The 16633-nt window shown below is 47.0% G+C and carries 20 protein-coding genes; 2 read left to right on the top strand and 18 right to left on the bottom strand.

Annotated elements, in window-relative coordinates; all coding sequences use genetic code 11:
• Positions 1-75: 75 nt before the first annotated feature.
• The 13 genes from rplK to BM101_RS07215 form a co-directional block, all read right to left on the bottom strand.
• Entirely contained in the window at positions 76-501 is a 426-nt protein-coding gene (gene rplK, locus BM101_RS07275; RefSeq protein ID WP_143084440.1) for a 50S ribosomal protein L11, read from the bottom strand.
• A 172-nt stretch (positions 502-673) separates the two neighbouring features.
• Positions 674-1222: a transcription termination/antitermination protein NusG gene (nusG, locus tag BM101_RS07270; protein ID WP_087034088.1), complete on the bottom strand. Its 549-nt coding sequence runs from the start codon at positions 1220-1222 to the stop codon at positions 674-676.
• A 138-nt stretch (positions 1223-1360) separates the two neighbouring features.
• Positions 1361-1531 (bottom strand): preprotein translocase subunit SecE, encoded by a 171-nt coding sequence (gene secE / locus BM101_RS07265; protein WP_087034087.1) that lies wholly within the window; start codon positions 1529-1531, stop codon positions 1361-1363.
• Between the two features lie 32 nt (positions 1532-1563).
• Positions 1564-1716 (bottom strand): 50S ribosomal protein L33, encoded by a 153-nt coding sequence (gene rpmG, locus BM101_RS07260; protein ID WP_087034086.1) that lies wholly within the window; start codon positions 1714-1716, stop codon positions 1564-1566.
• A 177-nt stretch (positions 1717-1893) separates the two neighbouring features.
• Positions 1894-2034: a hypothetical protein gene (locus tag BM101_RS14245; protein WP_218149899.1), complete on the bottom strand. Its 141-nt coding sequence runs from the start codon at positions 2032-2034 to the stop codon at positions 1894-1896.
• A gap of 47 nt (positions 2035-2081) precedes the next feature.
• Entirely contained in the window at positions 2082-3023 is a 942-nt protein-coding gene (gene menA / locus BM101_RS07250) for a 1,4-dihydroxy-2-naphthoate polyprenyltransferase (protein ID WP_087034084.1), read from the bottom strand.
• A gap of 5 nt (positions 3024-3028) precedes the next feature.
• Complete coding sequence (locus BM101_RS07245; protein ID WP_409373496.1) at positions 3029-4117, bottom strand: FAD:protein FMN transferase; 1089 nt, start codon at positions 4115-4117, stop codon at positions 3029-3031.
• A gap of 126 nt (positions 4118-4243) precedes the next feature.
• Positions 4244-4792: an FMN-binding protein gene (locus BM101_RS07240; protein ID WP_245825827.1), complete on the bottom strand. Its 549-nt coding sequence runs from the start codon at positions 4790-4792 to the stop codon at positions 4244-4246.
• A gap of 205 nt (positions 4793-4997) precedes the next feature.
• Complete coding sequence (locus tag BM101_RS07235) at positions 4998-5978, bottom strand: polyprenyl synthetase family protein (protein WP_087034082.1); 981 nt, start codon at positions 5976-5978, stop codon at positions 4998-5000.
• Between the two features lie 38 nt (positions 5979-6016).
• Complete coding sequence (locus tag BM101_RS07230) at positions 6017-6436, bottom strand: NusG domain II-containing protein (RefSeq protein WP_087034081.1); 420 nt, start codon at positions 6434-6436, stop codon at positions 6017-6019.
• Between the two features lie 74 nt (positions 6437-6510).
• A complete protein-coding gene (locus BM101_RS07225; RefSeq protein ID WP_087034080.1) occupies positions 6511-8388 on the bottom strand; it encodes an NAD(P)/FAD-dependent oxidoreductase in 1878 nt (625 codons plus the stop codon).
• Positions 8389-8639: 251 nt separating this feature from the next.
• The gene (locus BM101_RS07220) at positions 8640-9233 is read right to left on the bottom strand and encodes a Gx transporter family protein (protein ID WP_087034079.1); all 594 of its coding nucleotides are present in this window, start codon (positions 9231-9233) and stop codon (positions 8640-8642) included.
• Positions 9234-9363: 130 nt separating this feature from the next.
• Positions 9364-9969 carry a sigma-70 family RNA polymerase sigma factor gene (locus BM101_RS07215; RefSeq protein ID WP_087034078.1) on the bottom strand — a complete coding sequence of 202 codons (606 nt, stop codon included), beginning with the start codon at positions 9967-9969 and terminating at the stop codon, positions 9364-9366.
• A gap of 757 nt (positions 9970-10726) precedes the next feature.
• Here BM101_RS07215 and BM101_RS07210 point away from each other — a divergent pair.
• Both BM101_RS07210 and BM101_RS07205 read left to right on the top strand, forming a co-directional pair.
• On the top strand, positions 10727-12112 hold the full coding sequence (locus BM101_RS07210; RefSeq protein WP_087034077.1) for a Y-family DNA polymerase: 1386 nt from the start codon (positions 10727-10729) through the stop codon (positions 12110-12112).
• The gene (locus BM101_RS07205; protein ID WP_087034076.1) at positions 12081-12620 is read left to right on the top strand and encodes a hypothetical protein; all 540 of its coding nucleotides are present in this window, start codon (positions 12081-12083) and stop codon (positions 12618-12620) included. The genes BM101_RS07210 and BM101_RS07205 overlap by 32 nt, the downstream gene beginning before the upstream one ends.
• Positions 12621-12737: 117 nt before the next feature.
• On the opposite strand, the gene BM101_RS07200 is transcribed toward BM101_RS07205, so the two are convergent.
• Genes BM101_RS07200 through epsC form a run of 5 tightly spaced genes read right to left on the bottom strand, consistent with a single transcriptional unit; the run spans position 12738 to position 16575 of the window.
• Positions 12738-13253 (bottom strand): NYN domain-containing protein, encoded by a 516-nt coding sequence (locus BM101_RS07200; protein ID WP_087034075.1) that lies wholly within the window; start codon positions 13251-13253, stop codon positions 12738-12740.
• A 55-nt stretch (positions 13254-13308) separates the two neighbouring features.
• On the bottom strand, positions 13309-14166 hold the full coding sequence (gene rlmB, locus BM101_RS07195) for a 23S rRNA (guanosine(2251)-2'-O)-methyltransferase RlmB (protein WP_087034074.1): 858 nt from the start codon (positions 14164-14166) through the stop codon (positions 13309-13311).
• Entirely contained in the window at positions 14150-14575 is a 426-nt protein-coding gene (locus tag BM101_RS07190) for a Mini-ribonuclease 3 (RefSeq protein ID WP_087034073.1), read from the bottom strand. The genes rlmB and BM101_RS07190 overlap by 17 nt, the downstream gene beginning before the upstream one ends.
• Positions 14560-15972 (bottom strand): cysteine--tRNA ligase, encoded by a 1413-nt coding sequence (gene cysS, locus BM101_RS07185; protein ID WP_087034072.1) that lies wholly within the window; start codon positions 15970-15972, stop codon positions 14560-14562. The genes BM101_RS07190 and cysS overlap by 16 nt, the downstream gene beginning before the upstream one ends.
• Before the next feature lie 51 nt (positions 15973-16023).
• Entirely contained in the window at positions 16024-16575 is a 552-nt protein-coding gene (gene epsC / locus BM101_RS07180) for a serine O-acetyltransferase EpsC (RefSeq protein WP_218149898.1), read from the bottom strand.
• Positions 16576-16633: the final 58 nt, after the last annotated feature.

The raw sequence follows: 16633 nt of genomic DNA, 5'->3' as shown, positions 1-16633 counted from the left end.
GTCATCAGAATGACAATGCTATTTTAATGTAGCGACTGTCCGTTTGCGCGACCGCATGAGAAGCTGCATTTTGAGTTAGTCTTGGACTGTAATACCCATAGAACGTGCAGTACCTTCGACCATACGCATAGCAGCTTCTACGTCTGCTGCATTTAAGTCTGTCATTTTTGTTTCAGCGATTTCTTTAACTTGGTCACGCGTTACGCTACCAACTTTTTTCTTGTTCGGTTCGCCTGAACCTGATTCGATACCTGCAGCTTTTTTCAATAATACTGGAGCTGGAGGAGTTTTTGTAATGAAGGTGAATGAACGATCTTCATATACAGAGATAACAACGGGAATGATCATACCTGCTTGGTCAGCTGTACGCGCATTGAATTCTTTACAGAATCCCATGATGTTTACTTGTGCTTGACCTAAAGCTGGACCTACCGGTGGAGCAGGAGATGCTTTACCTGCAGGAATTTGTAACTTAACTAATTTGACAACTTTTTTAGCCACGAGACATACCTCCTTGATTGTTCGTGATGTGGTTTAATGGGGTTAAGATTTCCCCTCCCACTCAATACATACGCATAAACGTACCGATACAGTATAACAGAACGTCCATTCAGACGCAATGAATTTTTAAGCTTTTTTTCAAAATAACCAAAATCCCTTTTGTCGGGGGCTTTTAGCCTTTTTCCACTTGACCATAATCAAGTTCCGCAATCGTTTCGCGGCCGAACATTTCGATAAGCACTTTCAGCTTGCTTCTTTCGCTGTCAACCTCTTCGACAAATCCGGATAGGCCGTTGAACGCACCATCGATGATGGTTACAGGTTCGCCTTTTTCGAATTCAACGTCATGCGTGCGCGTGCTCATGCCCATGCGTTTCAAGATTACTTCAATCTCTTCCTGCAGCAACGGTACCGGTTTGCTCCCCGCACCATGCGACCCTACGAATCCTGTTACGCCCGGCGTATTACGGACTACATACCACGCTTCATCGGACATGATCATTTCGACCAATACATATCCCGGGAATGTTTTTTGCGTTGTCGCTTTCTCTTTCCCGTCCTTGATCTCCACTTGTTCTTCTTCCGGAATGACGACGCGGAAAATATGATCTTCCATATTCATGCTTTGCGCTCTGGACTCGATGTTCATCTTGACTTTGTTCTCGTAGCCGGAGTACGTGTGCAGGACATACCATTGTTTTTCATGTTCAATTGTTTCCATTTTTGCATCTTCTTTCCTAATTTAGATTTGATTTCGGTCTATTTTCTTGTAAATAAAAAAACCTTCCACTTGAAAGGTTTCTTCTATACGGCGTTAACATTATAGCATCACAAAGACTGCATTGCCACAATTCTTATTTTATTTTAAAAATAAATTCATGGTTCCGCTGATTCCGAAATCCACAACGGCAAAGAAGATACCGAATAAGACGGAAGTGACGATTACAGTATTTGTATATTTTGTTAACTCTTTACCAGTTGGCCAAGTAACTTGCTTCATTTCATCAACTACGCTTTTCAGAAATTTCATGTTTACCCTCCTACTATATGTTGCCAGTTTCGTTATTTCGTTTCTTTATGCAAGGTATGCTTACCGCAGTACCGGCAAAATTTCTTAACTTCTAAACGCTCTGTGCGACCTTTTTCAGAAGGTGTGATGGTATAGTTTCTCGATCCACATACAGTGCAGGCCAATGCAGTTTTCCTTTGTGCCATTTTGTCGCTCACCTTACTTTTCTCATTTTGTGTACACTACGCAGTTAATATTAGAGTGCGAATCTCTTTCTGTCAAACATTTTCTTTGCTTAGGCTCCTGGCGGTCATTTCGCGTTGATCCATTCTGAATATATCAAAAGGCCCCGGAATTTTTATTCCCGGAGCCCTTCAAACGCGCTATTTATCCACTGCAATTATTTCTTCCACGCCTTCATACGCTTCCATGGTTGCAAGCAGACCATAATAGTCTTCTTTGGAAGGCAATTTAGCGGGCTCTTCCAATATCTTTCTAGGCAAATAAATCGCCTGACAGGTCATCTCCTTCAGAAAAACCTCATCCTCAGGAACACCACAGCGAATGGACATCATTTCAAGATGAGCGAAAGAACCAGCAAGACAATCTCCATCCCATGATAGAGAACCAGATTCTTGATCGCTAAATTGAAAGTGGTCGCCTTATCTTGCTTCGCTTTGAATCGGGCGATATTCTGATTAATGGTGGGGAAAACCAACCAAATAAGCAGCAGCCACAACGGATAGACCCCTAATAGAACGGATGCTGTCGTAGCGGCGAAGGCGCCATAGTACAACCAAGCGTACAAGCGAATGGCGATCGGTTTACCGATGTAGAAGGTCAAGGTATAACGGTGATTGGACAGATCCGTTTCATAGTCGCACAAATTATTCGCAAGCATGATGTTGGCGATGGTAAAAACCAAAGGCAGCGATTGCAGCCCCACAATCAAGAGATTGACAATATTGCCGTTGATCGTAAAGAGCGGCAGCCGAATCAGCAGACTCGCGAGCGTATCGGCAGGAACATTCACAAAAACAGCGATGAAAAAGATGCCGAATCCCATCGTCAACCCGGATGCCACTTCCCCCAATGGCATCCTCGAAATCGGAAAAGGTCCAAACGTATACAAAATACCGATCAGAAAACAAGCCGCTCCGATGAACAACAGCAACAGATTGGTACGATACGCCAGAAAAACGCCCACCAAAGCAGCCAAAGAAATCATGGCCACGATAATCGTTGCTGCCTTTTTGACGGATATATTCGCCTTTCCGAGAATGTTTTCTTCCTCCCTGTACATCACATTCTTAGCCTTAATATAATCCATCGTATTGTTGATGGCTGTTGTGGCCATGTCGAATACGACCATGGCCACAAAAAAAAGTGCTGTATTCAATCCATCAAAGCTTCCGAAATGATAAATCGTAAAAAGCGTTCCTAGCACAAAGGGGAAAAGGCTAGCCAACTTGGTTTTGATTTCCACAAATTCTAAAAATACAGGTATACTCATCCGCATCACCCCTCCTCATTTTCCCAAACATAATCTTCATTCGTCAGTTCAAAATTATTTTTCAGCCCATCTGATACATAGACCTTCTTATCTTTCGTAACGAAAACCGCTTCGATGTCCTCACGGCTGTTGACGTAGTCCAAACCGGCCTCAACACCCAACCCGAAAACAAGCGTGGACAAGGCGTCGCCATCAATCGATTTGTCCGAGATGATTGAGACGCCCGCAATCTCATTGTCAAATGGATAGCCTGTTGTCGGGTTCATCAGATGATGATAGGTTACGCCGTCCACTTCGATGTAGCGCTCGTAAATCCCCGAAGTCACGATGGAACGGTTCTTTTGCTTGGTCTTCCCGATGGTCTCCCCGCGCGCAGCCAACGGATCTTGGATGCCTACATTCCAGGACTCCCCGTCCCGCAAAGGCGAACCGCCCATCACATAGACATTCCCACCCAGATCGATGATGGCAGTCGTCACGCCTTCCGCATCCAGCAATTCCTTCACTTCATCCGTGATGTAGCCTTTCGCGATGGCGCCCAGATCCAACCTCATGCCCTCTTCCGTAAGGAAAACGGTCCGGTTTACATCATCCAGGACAACCTTCTCATAGTCGACCAAAGGCAACACAGCATCGATTTCACTCTGTTCCGGCTTCCTGGCATCGTCAAACCCAATATGCCACAATTCGGTGATCGGACCGATCGCAAAATCAAACTCCCCCTTGGACAGTTTGCTGTATTCAGAAGCGCTTTTCACTAACGTGTAGACATCCTCCGAAAGGGGGATTGCCTCGATCCCCGCAGCCTGATTCACTGCGTCAATTTCTGATCCTGGTTCGTTCACCGTCACTTTATCCGCCAATTCTTCGACGCGGTTGAACGCCTTTTCCAAAGCCGCCTCTTTCCCTTCATCATAGATGCGCACGGTGACATATGTGCCCATCAAGAAAGCTGTTTTCTCATAGGGTTCCTTCCTTATTGCTGCTGTCCCGCTTGCCGTCCCCCCCTGATTGCCGCATCCGCTCAACAGCATGAAAACAAGCAGGCACATGATGGAACTGATAAATCCGTAATATTTTTTTGATCCCCTCATCCAAAAACCACCCCATATTTTTTTGAAAAAAACAGGCAGGAACAAGAACGCTGTCCCTACCTGTCTATTATCATTATTTTCTATATAAAATTCATCAAACCGCTTAACGATTGCAGAACCGCAAAGCTATTCCTCTACTACATTATCGATTTCGACTGTTCCGGTTTTACCGGTTTTTGCCGCATCGACCAATTGTTGAGCATATTGTTTAAATGTATTCGAAGAATTCGTAGCGCCCGTCACGACTTCCACCGCTGCCGGATCCTGCTTTTCAACCAATTGGCTGTTCAAAGCTGCAAAGTACTCCATAGGGCCTGTACCGGTTTTCGCTTTCATGTTTGCCTCATAGTCTGCATCCTCGGATTTCTTTGCGCCCGCTTCGTTGACGTTCTCGTATGTCGATGCAGTGATTTTCCCGCCAACGACGGTGATCGAAAATTCTGTCTTCCACCCGCGTGTATCAAAGTTCTTTTCGACTATCCCATAGGTACCGTCTTTCAGACCGCCTTCAGCTACTGAAGATGCCACTGATGCTACGTCGCTTGCCACTGAAGATGCTGTTGATGCTGCGTCGCTTGCCGCTGTATTCGTATTCGAACCGCCGCAAGCAGCCAATACAAAAGTTGATGCAAGCACCATTGTCGCTGTAGATAACACTTTTCTTAATTCCATCATCTATCCCACCTTGTCCTCTGTCGATTTATGGCAGCAAGATATGTGACTCCAATCACAAAGTTTCAATATCCAACTACATTATATATCATAACATTTGCAACATATTTATCCAAACGATATCCCTCCATTTGCGGAAAACCCTTCCAAACCATGCTGTTCAGAGGTTTATTCCCCTGATAAACAAAATACAACCTGATTCTTTCAGCTACATTTCCCGCAGCAACAATTGCTCAGTTAATCGCTTTAACGTTTCCTTAACGGGGTGTTCGGGCAGTTGCCTGATGAGCTTAAGGGCTTTCAGGGTGTATTTCTCCGCCAACCCTTGGGCCAGCTCAATGCCTCCGTATTGCGAAACCAACCCATGCACTTCTGTCAGTTCCCGTTCCAAGATGGCGTCTTCCCTGGCAATATAAGGTTCGAATACCTTGCGGTTCGCCTGCATGGCATATAACAAGGGCGCTGTATAGATGCCGTTCCTGAAATCGCTCATGCTTGGCTTGCCCAATACGGATGGGTCTTGGGTGTAATCCAATATATCGTCCCTGACCTGAAAAGCCATTCCGATATTATGCCCGATCCTGTAGGCCAGATGCGCCAGCTTATTGTCCGAATCCGCTTTATAGGCACCTGCATAACAGCTGAGCGCAAATAGTTGCGCCGTCTTCCCTTGGATCTGTTTCAGATAATGGCGCATTTTCATATTCGGGTCATAGCGCATATCCATCTGGTTCAATTCGCCGATCAGGATATCCTCCATGCCCGTCGTATCGATTTTCAGGACCGCAGCATCCTTAGCATAAAGGGATAATAAGCGAAAGCAGACGGTGAATAGATAATCCCCCGTATAGACGGCAACTTGATTGCTGAAGGCAGCATTCATGGTCGTTTGCCCCCTGCGCACGGCCGCTTGATCGATCACATCATCGTGCATCAACGTCGCCGTATGCAGCACCTCGATGGCCGCCGCAATCGCCCGAGCCCTCTCTGCATCCCGCTCATCAGCATAATAAGAAAACAACAGGCTGTAAGCCGGGCGCAACATCTTCCCCCCCGACAACAGCCGTTTGAGTATCTCTTCCCTGACAGCTGGGTTCTTAATGGTTATATTCTTTTCGATCAGATGATTGGTTGCAATCAATTCGGATTGTATCGTTGGGTGATCATCCCACATCGGATGGATTTTCATATAGCGATCCCCCCATTCTATTCTTTTTGTGCCGTTTTTTAGGATATGATATCAAGGGCATTTTCATCTGTCTGCGTATCCGGACTTGCTTTTACTTCAATCAAAACACGATTCGGCAGGCATAGTATCGTTTCCCCTGCCTTCGATTTCGCGCCCATGCGCACGCACAATTGGTCTTTGCAATCCGCCGAATCCATGTAGATGACGGAGCCTTCTCTCACAATCGTATTCTCGTGTCCGTGGCCATCAACACAAACATAGGTCTCAGTCTTGCCATCATCGCGTAAGGCAAACTCCTTTACGGCTTTCCCGTCTACGCTGACAACGGCGATCCTCTCCCTATTTTCCGCATTGGCCTGCTGATAGGTAAAGATGCCCAGCGGAAAGAACGAGCCCACCATCAAAAATAAGATGATGATCAGATCCCCTTTCCGAAGCATCCTAAGATATTTTTTCATGTTGCAGTCGCATCCCTTCCCTAAAAGAAAAGGGATAAGGCAGGCCTCCCCACCTTAACCCTGTTACCATCCTATTATTTTCCGATTCCCGGCTCGTAAATCGATTTCGTCTTTCCGTACCACCACGCATCCAGCTTCTTCTGGATCCACGGCATCACGTAATAATCCAACCCAAAGGCTCTCCCGGAACCATTCATTAGGGCGATAGCCACCGGGATGAACCACATATTCACCCAATAGAACATACCGGATAACGAGAAGGAGATGACCAAAGCAATGGTCGCGGCGTTCGCCAGGAAGGTAAACAATCCGGCGATGATCGCCAAGCCAATCAACAATTCAACGACGGTCATGAATTTCTGGAAGAATAAAGCGACTTCCGGGTTCGGGATCATCACCTTCATGATGCTGTTGAACCATTCCGGCGCCTGTTTGAAGATCATCATCGGTTCTTCACCGTAGGCATAGCTGAGGCCGAAGACCGGATGGGCAGCCGTTGCTGCAGTCGGCACTACCGCTTGCGATGCGCCCGTTGTGGCCTCCTTCAGCCAGGAAAACGGCAGGACAATCTCATTCCCGAACCAGGAAGTGGTTCCGTACAAGCCAAAGATCTTCTTGAGCGCTTCCCACGTCCACATGCTTCCATAGAAGACGCGCAACGGCAAGACCCATAAAACATTCCCCAATCTGGAAAGATGCCCGCGGAAGATATTCCGTTTGTCCTTGATATGGAAGAATTCATGGTAGATGTATTTCACAAAATAATAGCCGGAGCCGATGGTCAGGAAATAGAAGAGGTTCACCATATGTTTGACCAGCATCGCCAAGAAACCGCTCAGGTGAATCTTGTCCATCAAATAGGCCACGCCATAACGGGAGCCGATGGAAATCATGAATCCTTGGTAGATCCCCTTGTGTTCGGTCTTTTCCGTCCCCTCGATGGCTGCGATGATGTTCGCGGCTGCGGTATGCCCTGTCTGCTCAGCGGACTGCACGATCTGCGGAACCGGCGCATTGTCTTTGTCCGGTTCTTCATAGTAGACCAAATCCCCGGCCAGGTAGACGCCTTCGGAATCCTTTGCTTCCATATATTTATTGGCGACCAAACGGCCGGCCTTCGCTCGCTCGATACCATATGCCGCTGTGTCCGAATTGGCCTTGACGCCAGCTGTCCAGATCAATGTCTGCGTCGGGATGACCGTTCCGTCCGCCAATTGAACGAAGTCCTTCTCCACTTTCGCGACCCCGTTGCCTTTGATGATCTGGATGCCTTGCTTGAGCATGTATTTTTCAGCTTTCTTTTGTTCCCTCTCGGTCACGACGCCTAAAATGATCGGGGCGGCTTCCACCAAATACAGGCTGAATTCAGACGGATCCAACTTGTTGTCTTTGGCCAGCCGTTCTTTCCATTCCATCAGTTCGCCGACCAATTCCACACCCGTGAAGCCGGCCCCGCTGACGACCGCTGTCAGCATCCCCTTGCGTTTTTCCTTATCATGCTCGTTCGAAGCGGCCTCGACCGTATCCTGGATATGACGGCGGATTTTGTTCGCATCCTCCCAGGACCACATCGTGAAGGCATGTTCGTCGACACCCGGTACATTGAACGTATTCGGTTCCCCGCCCATGGCCAGAATCAGATAGTCATAAGGGAAGCTGCCGCCAATCGTTGTGATGATTTTCGCCTTACGGTCTACATTCCTGACTTCATCGGTTACGATATCCACATTTTTATTATTGCAAAACAGCCGCTGCAAATCATACTGAATGGCATCCGGAGCAACGCGGCCGGCCGCCACTTCATGCAATTCCGTCATGTAGGTTTGATAAGAATGCCGGTCTATCAACGTAATCAGGACATTTTTATCGTTCCTGAAATGCTTAGCTAATTTTTTCGTTGCCGCCACGCCGGCGAAACCCGCCCCGACCACTACGATATGCTTTTTATCCATCTGTACTTCCCCTTTTATGTCCAACGCATGATCGCCGACAAAACCTTCAGCTATTGGTCTCTATACGTTTGTTGACTTATTTTAAATAAACGGTTCTTACTAAGTGTAATATATTTGTGAATAATTGTCTAAGGAAACGATTCCGTTCTCCGCAAAGGAAATCCGCACGGTTTATTGTGCAAATAAACGCTTGTTTTTTTTATCACATGGACAAAAAAGAAGGCTTGCGCCTTCGTAAAATCCATGAAACCTTACAGCCCGCTGTTCTCGTTCTCATAGACCAGCGAAGCCTGGTACCACTCAGCCGCGAGCTTGTTTTTTCCGGCTTCTTCGCTCTGGAATTTTTTGATCGTCGTGACGTGTTCCAACAGGTAGTTCGCTGCCACTCCGACCGCTACCCCTGAAAAGATACCCGTCAATGCCAAAATAGGCAGATACAGCATGACGCTGAAGGAGCCGGCGATCAGGCTGGCCACCAGCAACTGACCGACGTTATGCAAAATGCCCCCCGCCGCGCTGATGCCGATCATGCTGACCCTCTTCGGACCCAGCAAGCGGACCAGCAGCATGCCCCCATAGCTTAGGAAGGCCCCGGCAAAACTGTACATAAATGTCGACAAGGTCCCGCCCAATAAGGTCGCAATCAACAGCCGCATCCAGACCACCTTGAAGCTGTCCTTGTACGGCAAGGTAAAAATGGCCAACAGCGTAATCATATTCGCCAACCCCAATTTCGCACCCGGCGCAAAAGCGAAGGGGAAAGGGATGGACCGTTCCAATAAGGTGATGACCACCCCTTGGGCAGCCAACAATGCTATATAAATCAACCGTTTATTCTTATTCATATCCGCTTCCCTGCTTCTTTGTATTCGTATCCAAAGTGTAGCATATTTCGGCACAGAATAAAAAAATGAGCCGGCCGGACAAAGAAAAAACCGTCCGCCACAAAATAGTGACAGAGGTCCTTCGGAAAAATCAATTTAGTAAGCGCTTCATTTTTTGTTTACAACGATCGAACGCATTTTTGATCTGCGTCATTTCGCAATCCAACTCTTCCGCAATCATCGGGAATTCCTTACCCAAAAGATAGAGGCGGAAAACATCCTGCTCGAAACGGGATAGGCCATCAAAATAACCGGTCGCACTTTCCCTGACTTGCACAACGTCTTCCGGCGACACCTGATGCATAGTGCTGCCGTTGATCGCTCGGTTCGCATGACTTCCCGCTTCATTTTCCATCAACTGATCCAACGATACCGCACCCTTGTCGATCTTTCTTTTCAAAGCAGTTTCCTTGCGGATCAAACTATACACATGATGCTCAAGCATCAGTTTGAAGAATCCGGAGAACTGCAACCCTTTTTCCGGATCATAGGCAACGACTGCTTTGTGCAGGACAATTCTCGCTTCTTGCCAAAAGTCGTCTTGCTCCATGAAGCGCAAATAATACTTGGCATTCATTTTTTTGACCAGCGGCAAAAATCTTGTAAACAATTCCTCGAAGTATACGGTTTCACCTTCTTTGATCAAACCGACCAATTCCTCCGGAGCGCGCAACAATATTGTCTCATTTTCTTCCATTATATCTCCCCCAAAAGCTATATTTTTATGTAACAATCCGCTACATATTTTATATTATAAATGAAAAATATCTTACGTCAACTATATTATTACTTTTTTTGTCTCGATATTAATAAAGTCGAAAAAACGCAAATGCGGAGCTTCCGCTTTTCAACTGTCCTTATTCTGAGACATCCCTCGGGGTATCCTCCAATATAGACATCTGCCCCTCACTCCAAGTGCCGCGTTCGCGTTGGTTCCGGTAGCTTTTGCTCTCGGAATCCAGCGTTTTTTGGAATGTTTAATATCCTGATACAAATCATTGGCGGATAGCCGTTCCCCTTGCGAAGACGACCTGCTGTTTTAACTTATTATGATCAATAAAATTTTTGTAGCCATTTTGTATAAAATGTCTTAATCAATAAATATTACTAGGGTGCGAAATAAAGTTAAAAACAAAATATTTTAAGCCAATTTTAAATTTTTTTAGTGGGTAGACCCCCTTCACAATTGGGCTTAATGTTAAGGCATCTCTTACTCTTCTTCCGTTTGCTGCTCATTATTTCTCAGCCATTCTTCCAAAGCGAAATGCTTCCGCTGACGTGACTATCACACTACCTTTCTACCTAATAAATACGCAAATGATCCTCATAAACTTATCGATGGGGCAAAAATCCGTTCGAAATTTCTCCTTTATTTATTAAAACTTATAGTGTTCGCTTTACAAAAACAAACATACGTTCGTATAATGGATACATAGAGATTGGAGACGATTTTTATGTATGAAACAAAATTAATCTTTGATTATTCGAAAGAAGCCAGCAGGGATATTCTTTGTATCGACTGTAAGTCCTTTTATGCGAGCGTGGAATGTGTGAAAAGAGGGCTACATCCGCTTGAAACGAAATTAGTTGTCATGAGTTACCCTTCCGATGATCCCAAGGAACGTGGCAGCGGTCTGATTTTGGCTTCTTCGCCAGCAGCTAAAAAAGCCTATGGTATCTCTAACATTAGCAGGGCGAGGGATTTACCGTTCCCCTACCCTGCCGATTTAGTGATTGCTGCGCCGCAAATGAAGCTGTACATGCTAAAAAATACTGAAATCAACAATATCTATAAGAGCTATGCAGATGAATCGAATCATCATGTTTATTCGGTTGACGAGAGCTTTGTTGATGTAACGGGCTCGCTGAAGCTTTTCGGGCATAAAACCGCCTATGAAATAGCCAAACTCATTCAAGCTGACGTATTAAAAGAAACAGGCATTTACACGACTATCGGCATTGGGGACAACCCTTTGATGGCGAAATTAGCGCTTGATAATGCAGCCAAGCATCAACCGGATATGATAGCCGAATGGCGTTACCAGGATGTCCTCGAAACGATTTGGAAAATCCCCGAAATGACGGACTTTTGGGGCATTGGAAAAAAAACAAAGCAAAGGCTGAACCGTTTAGGGATATTCTCCATTCATGACTTGGCGCATGCCGATTACTATTACTTAAAGAGTAAGCTCGGTGTTATGGGCGCTCAGCTTTATGCCCATTCCTGGGGCATTGATCGCAGCTTCCTCGGAGAAAAGGTCAAGGTAAGTTCCAAATCAATCGGCAATTCGCAAGTGCTTAATAAAGATTATGTTTTAAGGTCAGAAATCGAGATTGTCCTGATGGAAATGGCCGATCAAGTTGCGACCCGCCTGCGAAGAGCAGGCGCTAAGGCGCAAGTCATCAGTTTGAGTATCGGCTACAGCATCGGCTTTATTGATCGCTATGGTCGTACAGGGTTCCATCAGCAAATGAAAATCCCCCCTACTCATTCATCGAGTGAAGTGACAGCCTATGTACTCCTGCTTTTCAATAATCAATTTGACGGACAAACGATCCGAAACATCGGCGTTGGTGCCGGCAACCTGGTGTATACAGATTCCCTTCAGCTCGATCTGTTCCAAGACCCCGACGAGCAAGTGAAAGACCAAAAAAAGGATCACATGGTTGATGTCATCCGTAAAAAATATGGCTTCACGTCAATTGTCAGGGCTGCCAGCCTTTTAGAAGGCGGCCGCGCGATAGCAAGAAGCTCGCTTGTGGGCGGGCATGCTGGGGGGATGGCCGGTTTGGAGGAAGGTGAGGATAATGCTAAAAGAAGCAAGAAACAGGACGGATAAAGTTTTTAAGGATTATAACGACTATCATGACCGAGGCATGATCAAATGGGTCACAGCGTATGCGATGGACGAATTAACGAAGTCCATTGCTGCCGGAAATGAGGAAGCACTGAAGGCTGTCCCTGTTCTTCCTCAAATGAGTTCCTTGGCAATTGATAAGGTGCTGTCCGAAGCCTTACGAAGTAATCGTCCTGTATCGATTCAATTGAACCAAAAGGATCGATTTGGACGTCAAACAGAGTCTGTAGTAGGTCATTTTAAGGGTTATCGTGCGGAGAATGATATTCTTATTGGCGAAGGATGGGTGACCCTAGAGACTATTCGAAACGTACAGATTCTGTATGAGGATAAATGGTTTAAGGTAGATGTCTTCAGACAAGCTCAAAAGAAAGAAGATACACCGAAAATAGTACCCCACCTTTTTTTTGATTCGGAAGAGCAAGGCTTTTCCGAGATGGAAGTCAGTTGGCTTGATGACTTCTACCAGGGTGACGAATGGATTGAATAATCGGGAAATACTTCTATATGTATCTACAAGTATTTGTGGTTTATTTATCGCTCGTTTTCATCATCGCTACACCAAAAAAAGCCCCGCAGATGCGGAGCTTCCTTTAAAGTTCTATGTTTATTCCAGCATATCCTTATAAATATCCTTCAGGATGGCCATCTGTTCCTCGCTCCAGGTACCGCGTTGGCGTTGGTTCCGGTAGGCTTTGCTTTCGGAATCCAGCGCCTTTTTGGAACGTTTGATATCCTGATACAGATCATTGGCGGATAGCCGCGCCGCGCCCCTTGCGAAGACGACCTGCTGTTCGGCCAGATCGCTGGTGGCGACGGCGACATCGGTGATGACGTTGTGCAGCTTCTTCACGACGCCTTCGATGTAGGTGTCGGCGGTCTCGCCTTGCGCAGTGAAGATGACCTTCACCCGGTATTTCGAATATTCCTTCGTGATGCCGGGTACGAATTGCGCATCGAATACGCACCAGACCTCTTTCCCCTCATAACTTTGAAAGTCGGACAGTGTCTGCAGCAGCTGGTCGCGCGCTTCTTCGATCAGATCCTGGTTCTTCAGCTTAACCAATTCCGGCCAAGCCCCTATCATGTTGTAGCCGTCTACGATTAGAATTTCTTTCTTAATGATGACTCATCACCTCGATTATTCTGCATCGCCTCATCGAAAAAGTCAGAAAAGATTATTTGTGTCTGCCGCGGAATACTTCATACATCATCAATCCGGCGGCGACCCCAGCGTTCAGGCTCTGCACGTGGCCGACCATCGGGATGGTCAACAGGCCGTCCGCGGATTCCTTCAGCAGGCGGGAAATGCCTTTGCCTTCATTGCCGATGATGATGGCAAGCGGCAAGGTCGTATCCCATTTGCGGTAATCCTGTCCGGCCATATCCGTCGCGTAGATCCAGACGCCTCGTTCCTTTAACTCTTCGATTGTGCGATTTAAATTTGTAACACGGACAACAGGCACATGTTCAATCGCTCCTGTTGAAGCTTTCGCAACGGTGGACGTCAAGCCGACAGCACGGCGTTTCGGGATGATGACCCCGTGCGCCCCGCTGGCGTCAGCCGTACGTAAAACGGATCCCAGATTGTGCGGATCTTCCAGGCTGTCCAAAATGATGAAGAAAGGATCTTCATTTTTGGCGGCCGCCGCAGCGAACAGGTCATCCAAGGTCGCATATTGGAAGGCGGCCGTTGCGGCCATCACACCTTGGTGGACGGCATTGTCGGACAACGTATCCAACTTTGATTTGGGTACGGATTGGATCTGGATTTTGCGTTCCTTCGCCAAATGGATGATGTCCCCGATTTTTTCTCCGCCCAAGCCTTCCTGGATGAAGATTTTATTGATGTCGCGTTCTGACTTCAATATCTCCAAGACCGGATGGCGTCCGATGACGAAGTCTTCGTTTTCCGGCGTTTCGCTTTCTACAGGCTCCCGCTTGTCGCGTTCCGGTCTGCTTTTTTTCGGTGCCCGGCGCGTATCTTTTGGACGTGCGTCTTTGGGATTATACTTTGGTTTATCTCTCATGGTCATTTTCCTCGACTTCTTGGATACACCAGTGAATCAACTCTTCCATTCGTTCGATCTGTCCGGAAAGATGGAGATAGCCCAACAGCGCTTCGAATCCCGTCGAGATGCGGTAAGTCGTGACGTCCGCATTCTTGGCGATTGTATGGCTCTTGCTGTTGCGGCCGCGTTTGTACATGCCCAGCTCTTCCTCGGACAAAAAGCCCTCTTTTGCCATCATGGCGTACATCAGCACCGCCTGCGCTTTTGCCGAAACAAAATGCGTCGCTCTGCGGTGGAGTTGGTTTGGTTTGGTGTATCCTTTTTCTAGTAAATAGGTTCTAATATATACTTCATAGGCGGCATCCCCGACGTAAGCCAAGGCAAGGCCGTTCAGTAAGTTCCAATCTTTTTCTGTCACTATGCTCTTCTCCATCTTGTACCCTGTGATGTGTCATCCAAAATGATGCCTTGATCCTTCAAGTAATCACGGATTTCATCACTGCGAGCGAAATTTTTATCTTTCCTTGCTTGCATTCTCTCATCGATCAACGCTTGGATGTCATCGTCCAGCAAGGCTTCTTCCCCCAGCACGATGCCGAATATGCCGACCAGTGCTTTGAATGTGGCGAGCGCCTCCTTCAGGACTGCTGCGGAAACCGTTTCTTCTTCTGCGTAGATGTTCAATTCTTTCGCATATTGGTAGACGATGGTCATGGCATTGTCCGCTTGGAAATCATCATCCATCTCGGCGATGAATTCTTGTTTCAGATCGTTGAACATGGCCAATTTTTCGGCATCTTCCGGCAAGGAAACTGCCGCATCCTGCTCCCGGTATTGGGCATTCTGATAGGCGATTTTGATTTTATCCAAATTGATTTTGGCTTCATTGACCGCTTTTTCGCTGAACTTAACGGGTCTGCGGTAATGGGCCGTCGCCAGGAAGAAACGCAATACTTGCGGATCGACCTGCTTGATGATGTCATGCACCAACACGAAGTTACCGAGCGATTTGCTCATCTTTTCGGCATCTTCGCCAATGGTCACGAAGCCGTTGTGCATCCAGTAGTGCGCAAATGTTTGGCCTGTTTTCGCTTCGCTCTGCGCGATTTCATTTTCATGATGCGGGAAGGCCAGATCATGTCCGCCGCCGTGGATGTCGATGGTATTGCCTAGATATTTGGTGGCCATCACGGAACATTCGATATGCCAGCCCGGACGACCCGGTCCCCATGGCGATTCCCAGGAGATTTCATCCGGCTTCGCTTCTTTCCAGAGGGCGAAGTCCAACGGGTTTTCCTTTTTCAGGTTCTCTTCCGTGTCCATCCGTTCGCTCGCGCCGACGATCAAATCTTTGATCGATTGATCGCTCAATTTACCATAGTCTTTGAACTTGTCCGTGCGGTAATAGACATCGCCGTCGGCCGCATAGGCGTAGCCTTTTTCGATCAGCACACGGATGAAGTCGATGATATCCGGGATATTTTCCATGACACGCGGGTTCAGTGTCGCTTTTTCGACTTGAAGCGCAGCGGTGTCTTCATAGAAGGCGGCAATGAACTTCTCCGCAACCTCTTTTGCCGATATGCCCATTTCTTTTGCGGTGCGGATGATTTTGTCGTCCACATCGGTAAAATTGGATACGAAGTTTACGTCATATCCGCGGTATTCGAAATAGCGGCGAACCGTATCGAAAGCCACCGTGCTGCGGGCGTTGCCGATATGGATGTAATTGTAGACGGTCGGCCCACAGACGTACATGCTTACCTGCTTTTCTTTTATCGGTTGGAATGTTTCCTTTTCGCGCGTCAAGGTGTTGTATATTTTTATCATCGTTCTCTCCTTTCAAGCACTCATAAAGGACTGGCCGTCCTTTTTCACTGGCTACTTTTTCTTTTCATGTGTCTCTTTTTCATCCGTCAATTTGTGGTAACGTACAATTTTCGCCGGGATTCCCACCGCGGTCACATCCGGCGGTATGTCGGAAACGACAACTGCCGATGCCCCGATTTTGGCATGGTCGCCGATCGTGATTGGCCCCAGTACCTGGACATGTGCGGAAAGCAATACGCCATTCCCGATCGTCGGGTGGCGTTTCCCCTTGTCTTTGCCGGTGCCGCCCAAAGTGACGCCGTGATAAATCATGACGTCATCGCCAACTTCGGCCGTTTCACCGATGACGATCCCCATTCCATGGTCAATGAACAGCCTGCGTCCGATTGTTGCTCCCGGATGGATTTCAACGCCCGTCAAAAATCGGCCGATATGGGAAATGACCCGGCTGAAAGTGAACCACTTCTTCTTGTAAAAAAAATGAGCGATATCATATATGATAATAGCATGCAGTCCAGGGTACGTCAGAACAACTTCTAACGTACTCCTCGCAGCAGGATCATTTTCTTTGATGGTTTGAATCGTTTCACGCAATCTATTCAAGTCATTCCTGCTCCTTTTCGAATCATGCATCTATTATATATATAATAGGCTCATTTTT

It is taken from the genome of Trichococcus palustris, from assembly GCF_900114465.1.
GTDB lineage: Bacteria > Bacillota > Bacilli > Lactobacillales > Aerococcaceae > Trichococcus > Trichococcus palustris.
The sequence above is the reverse complement of the archived record's forward strand: the minus strand, read 5'-3'. Positions and strand labels throughout refer to the sequence as shown.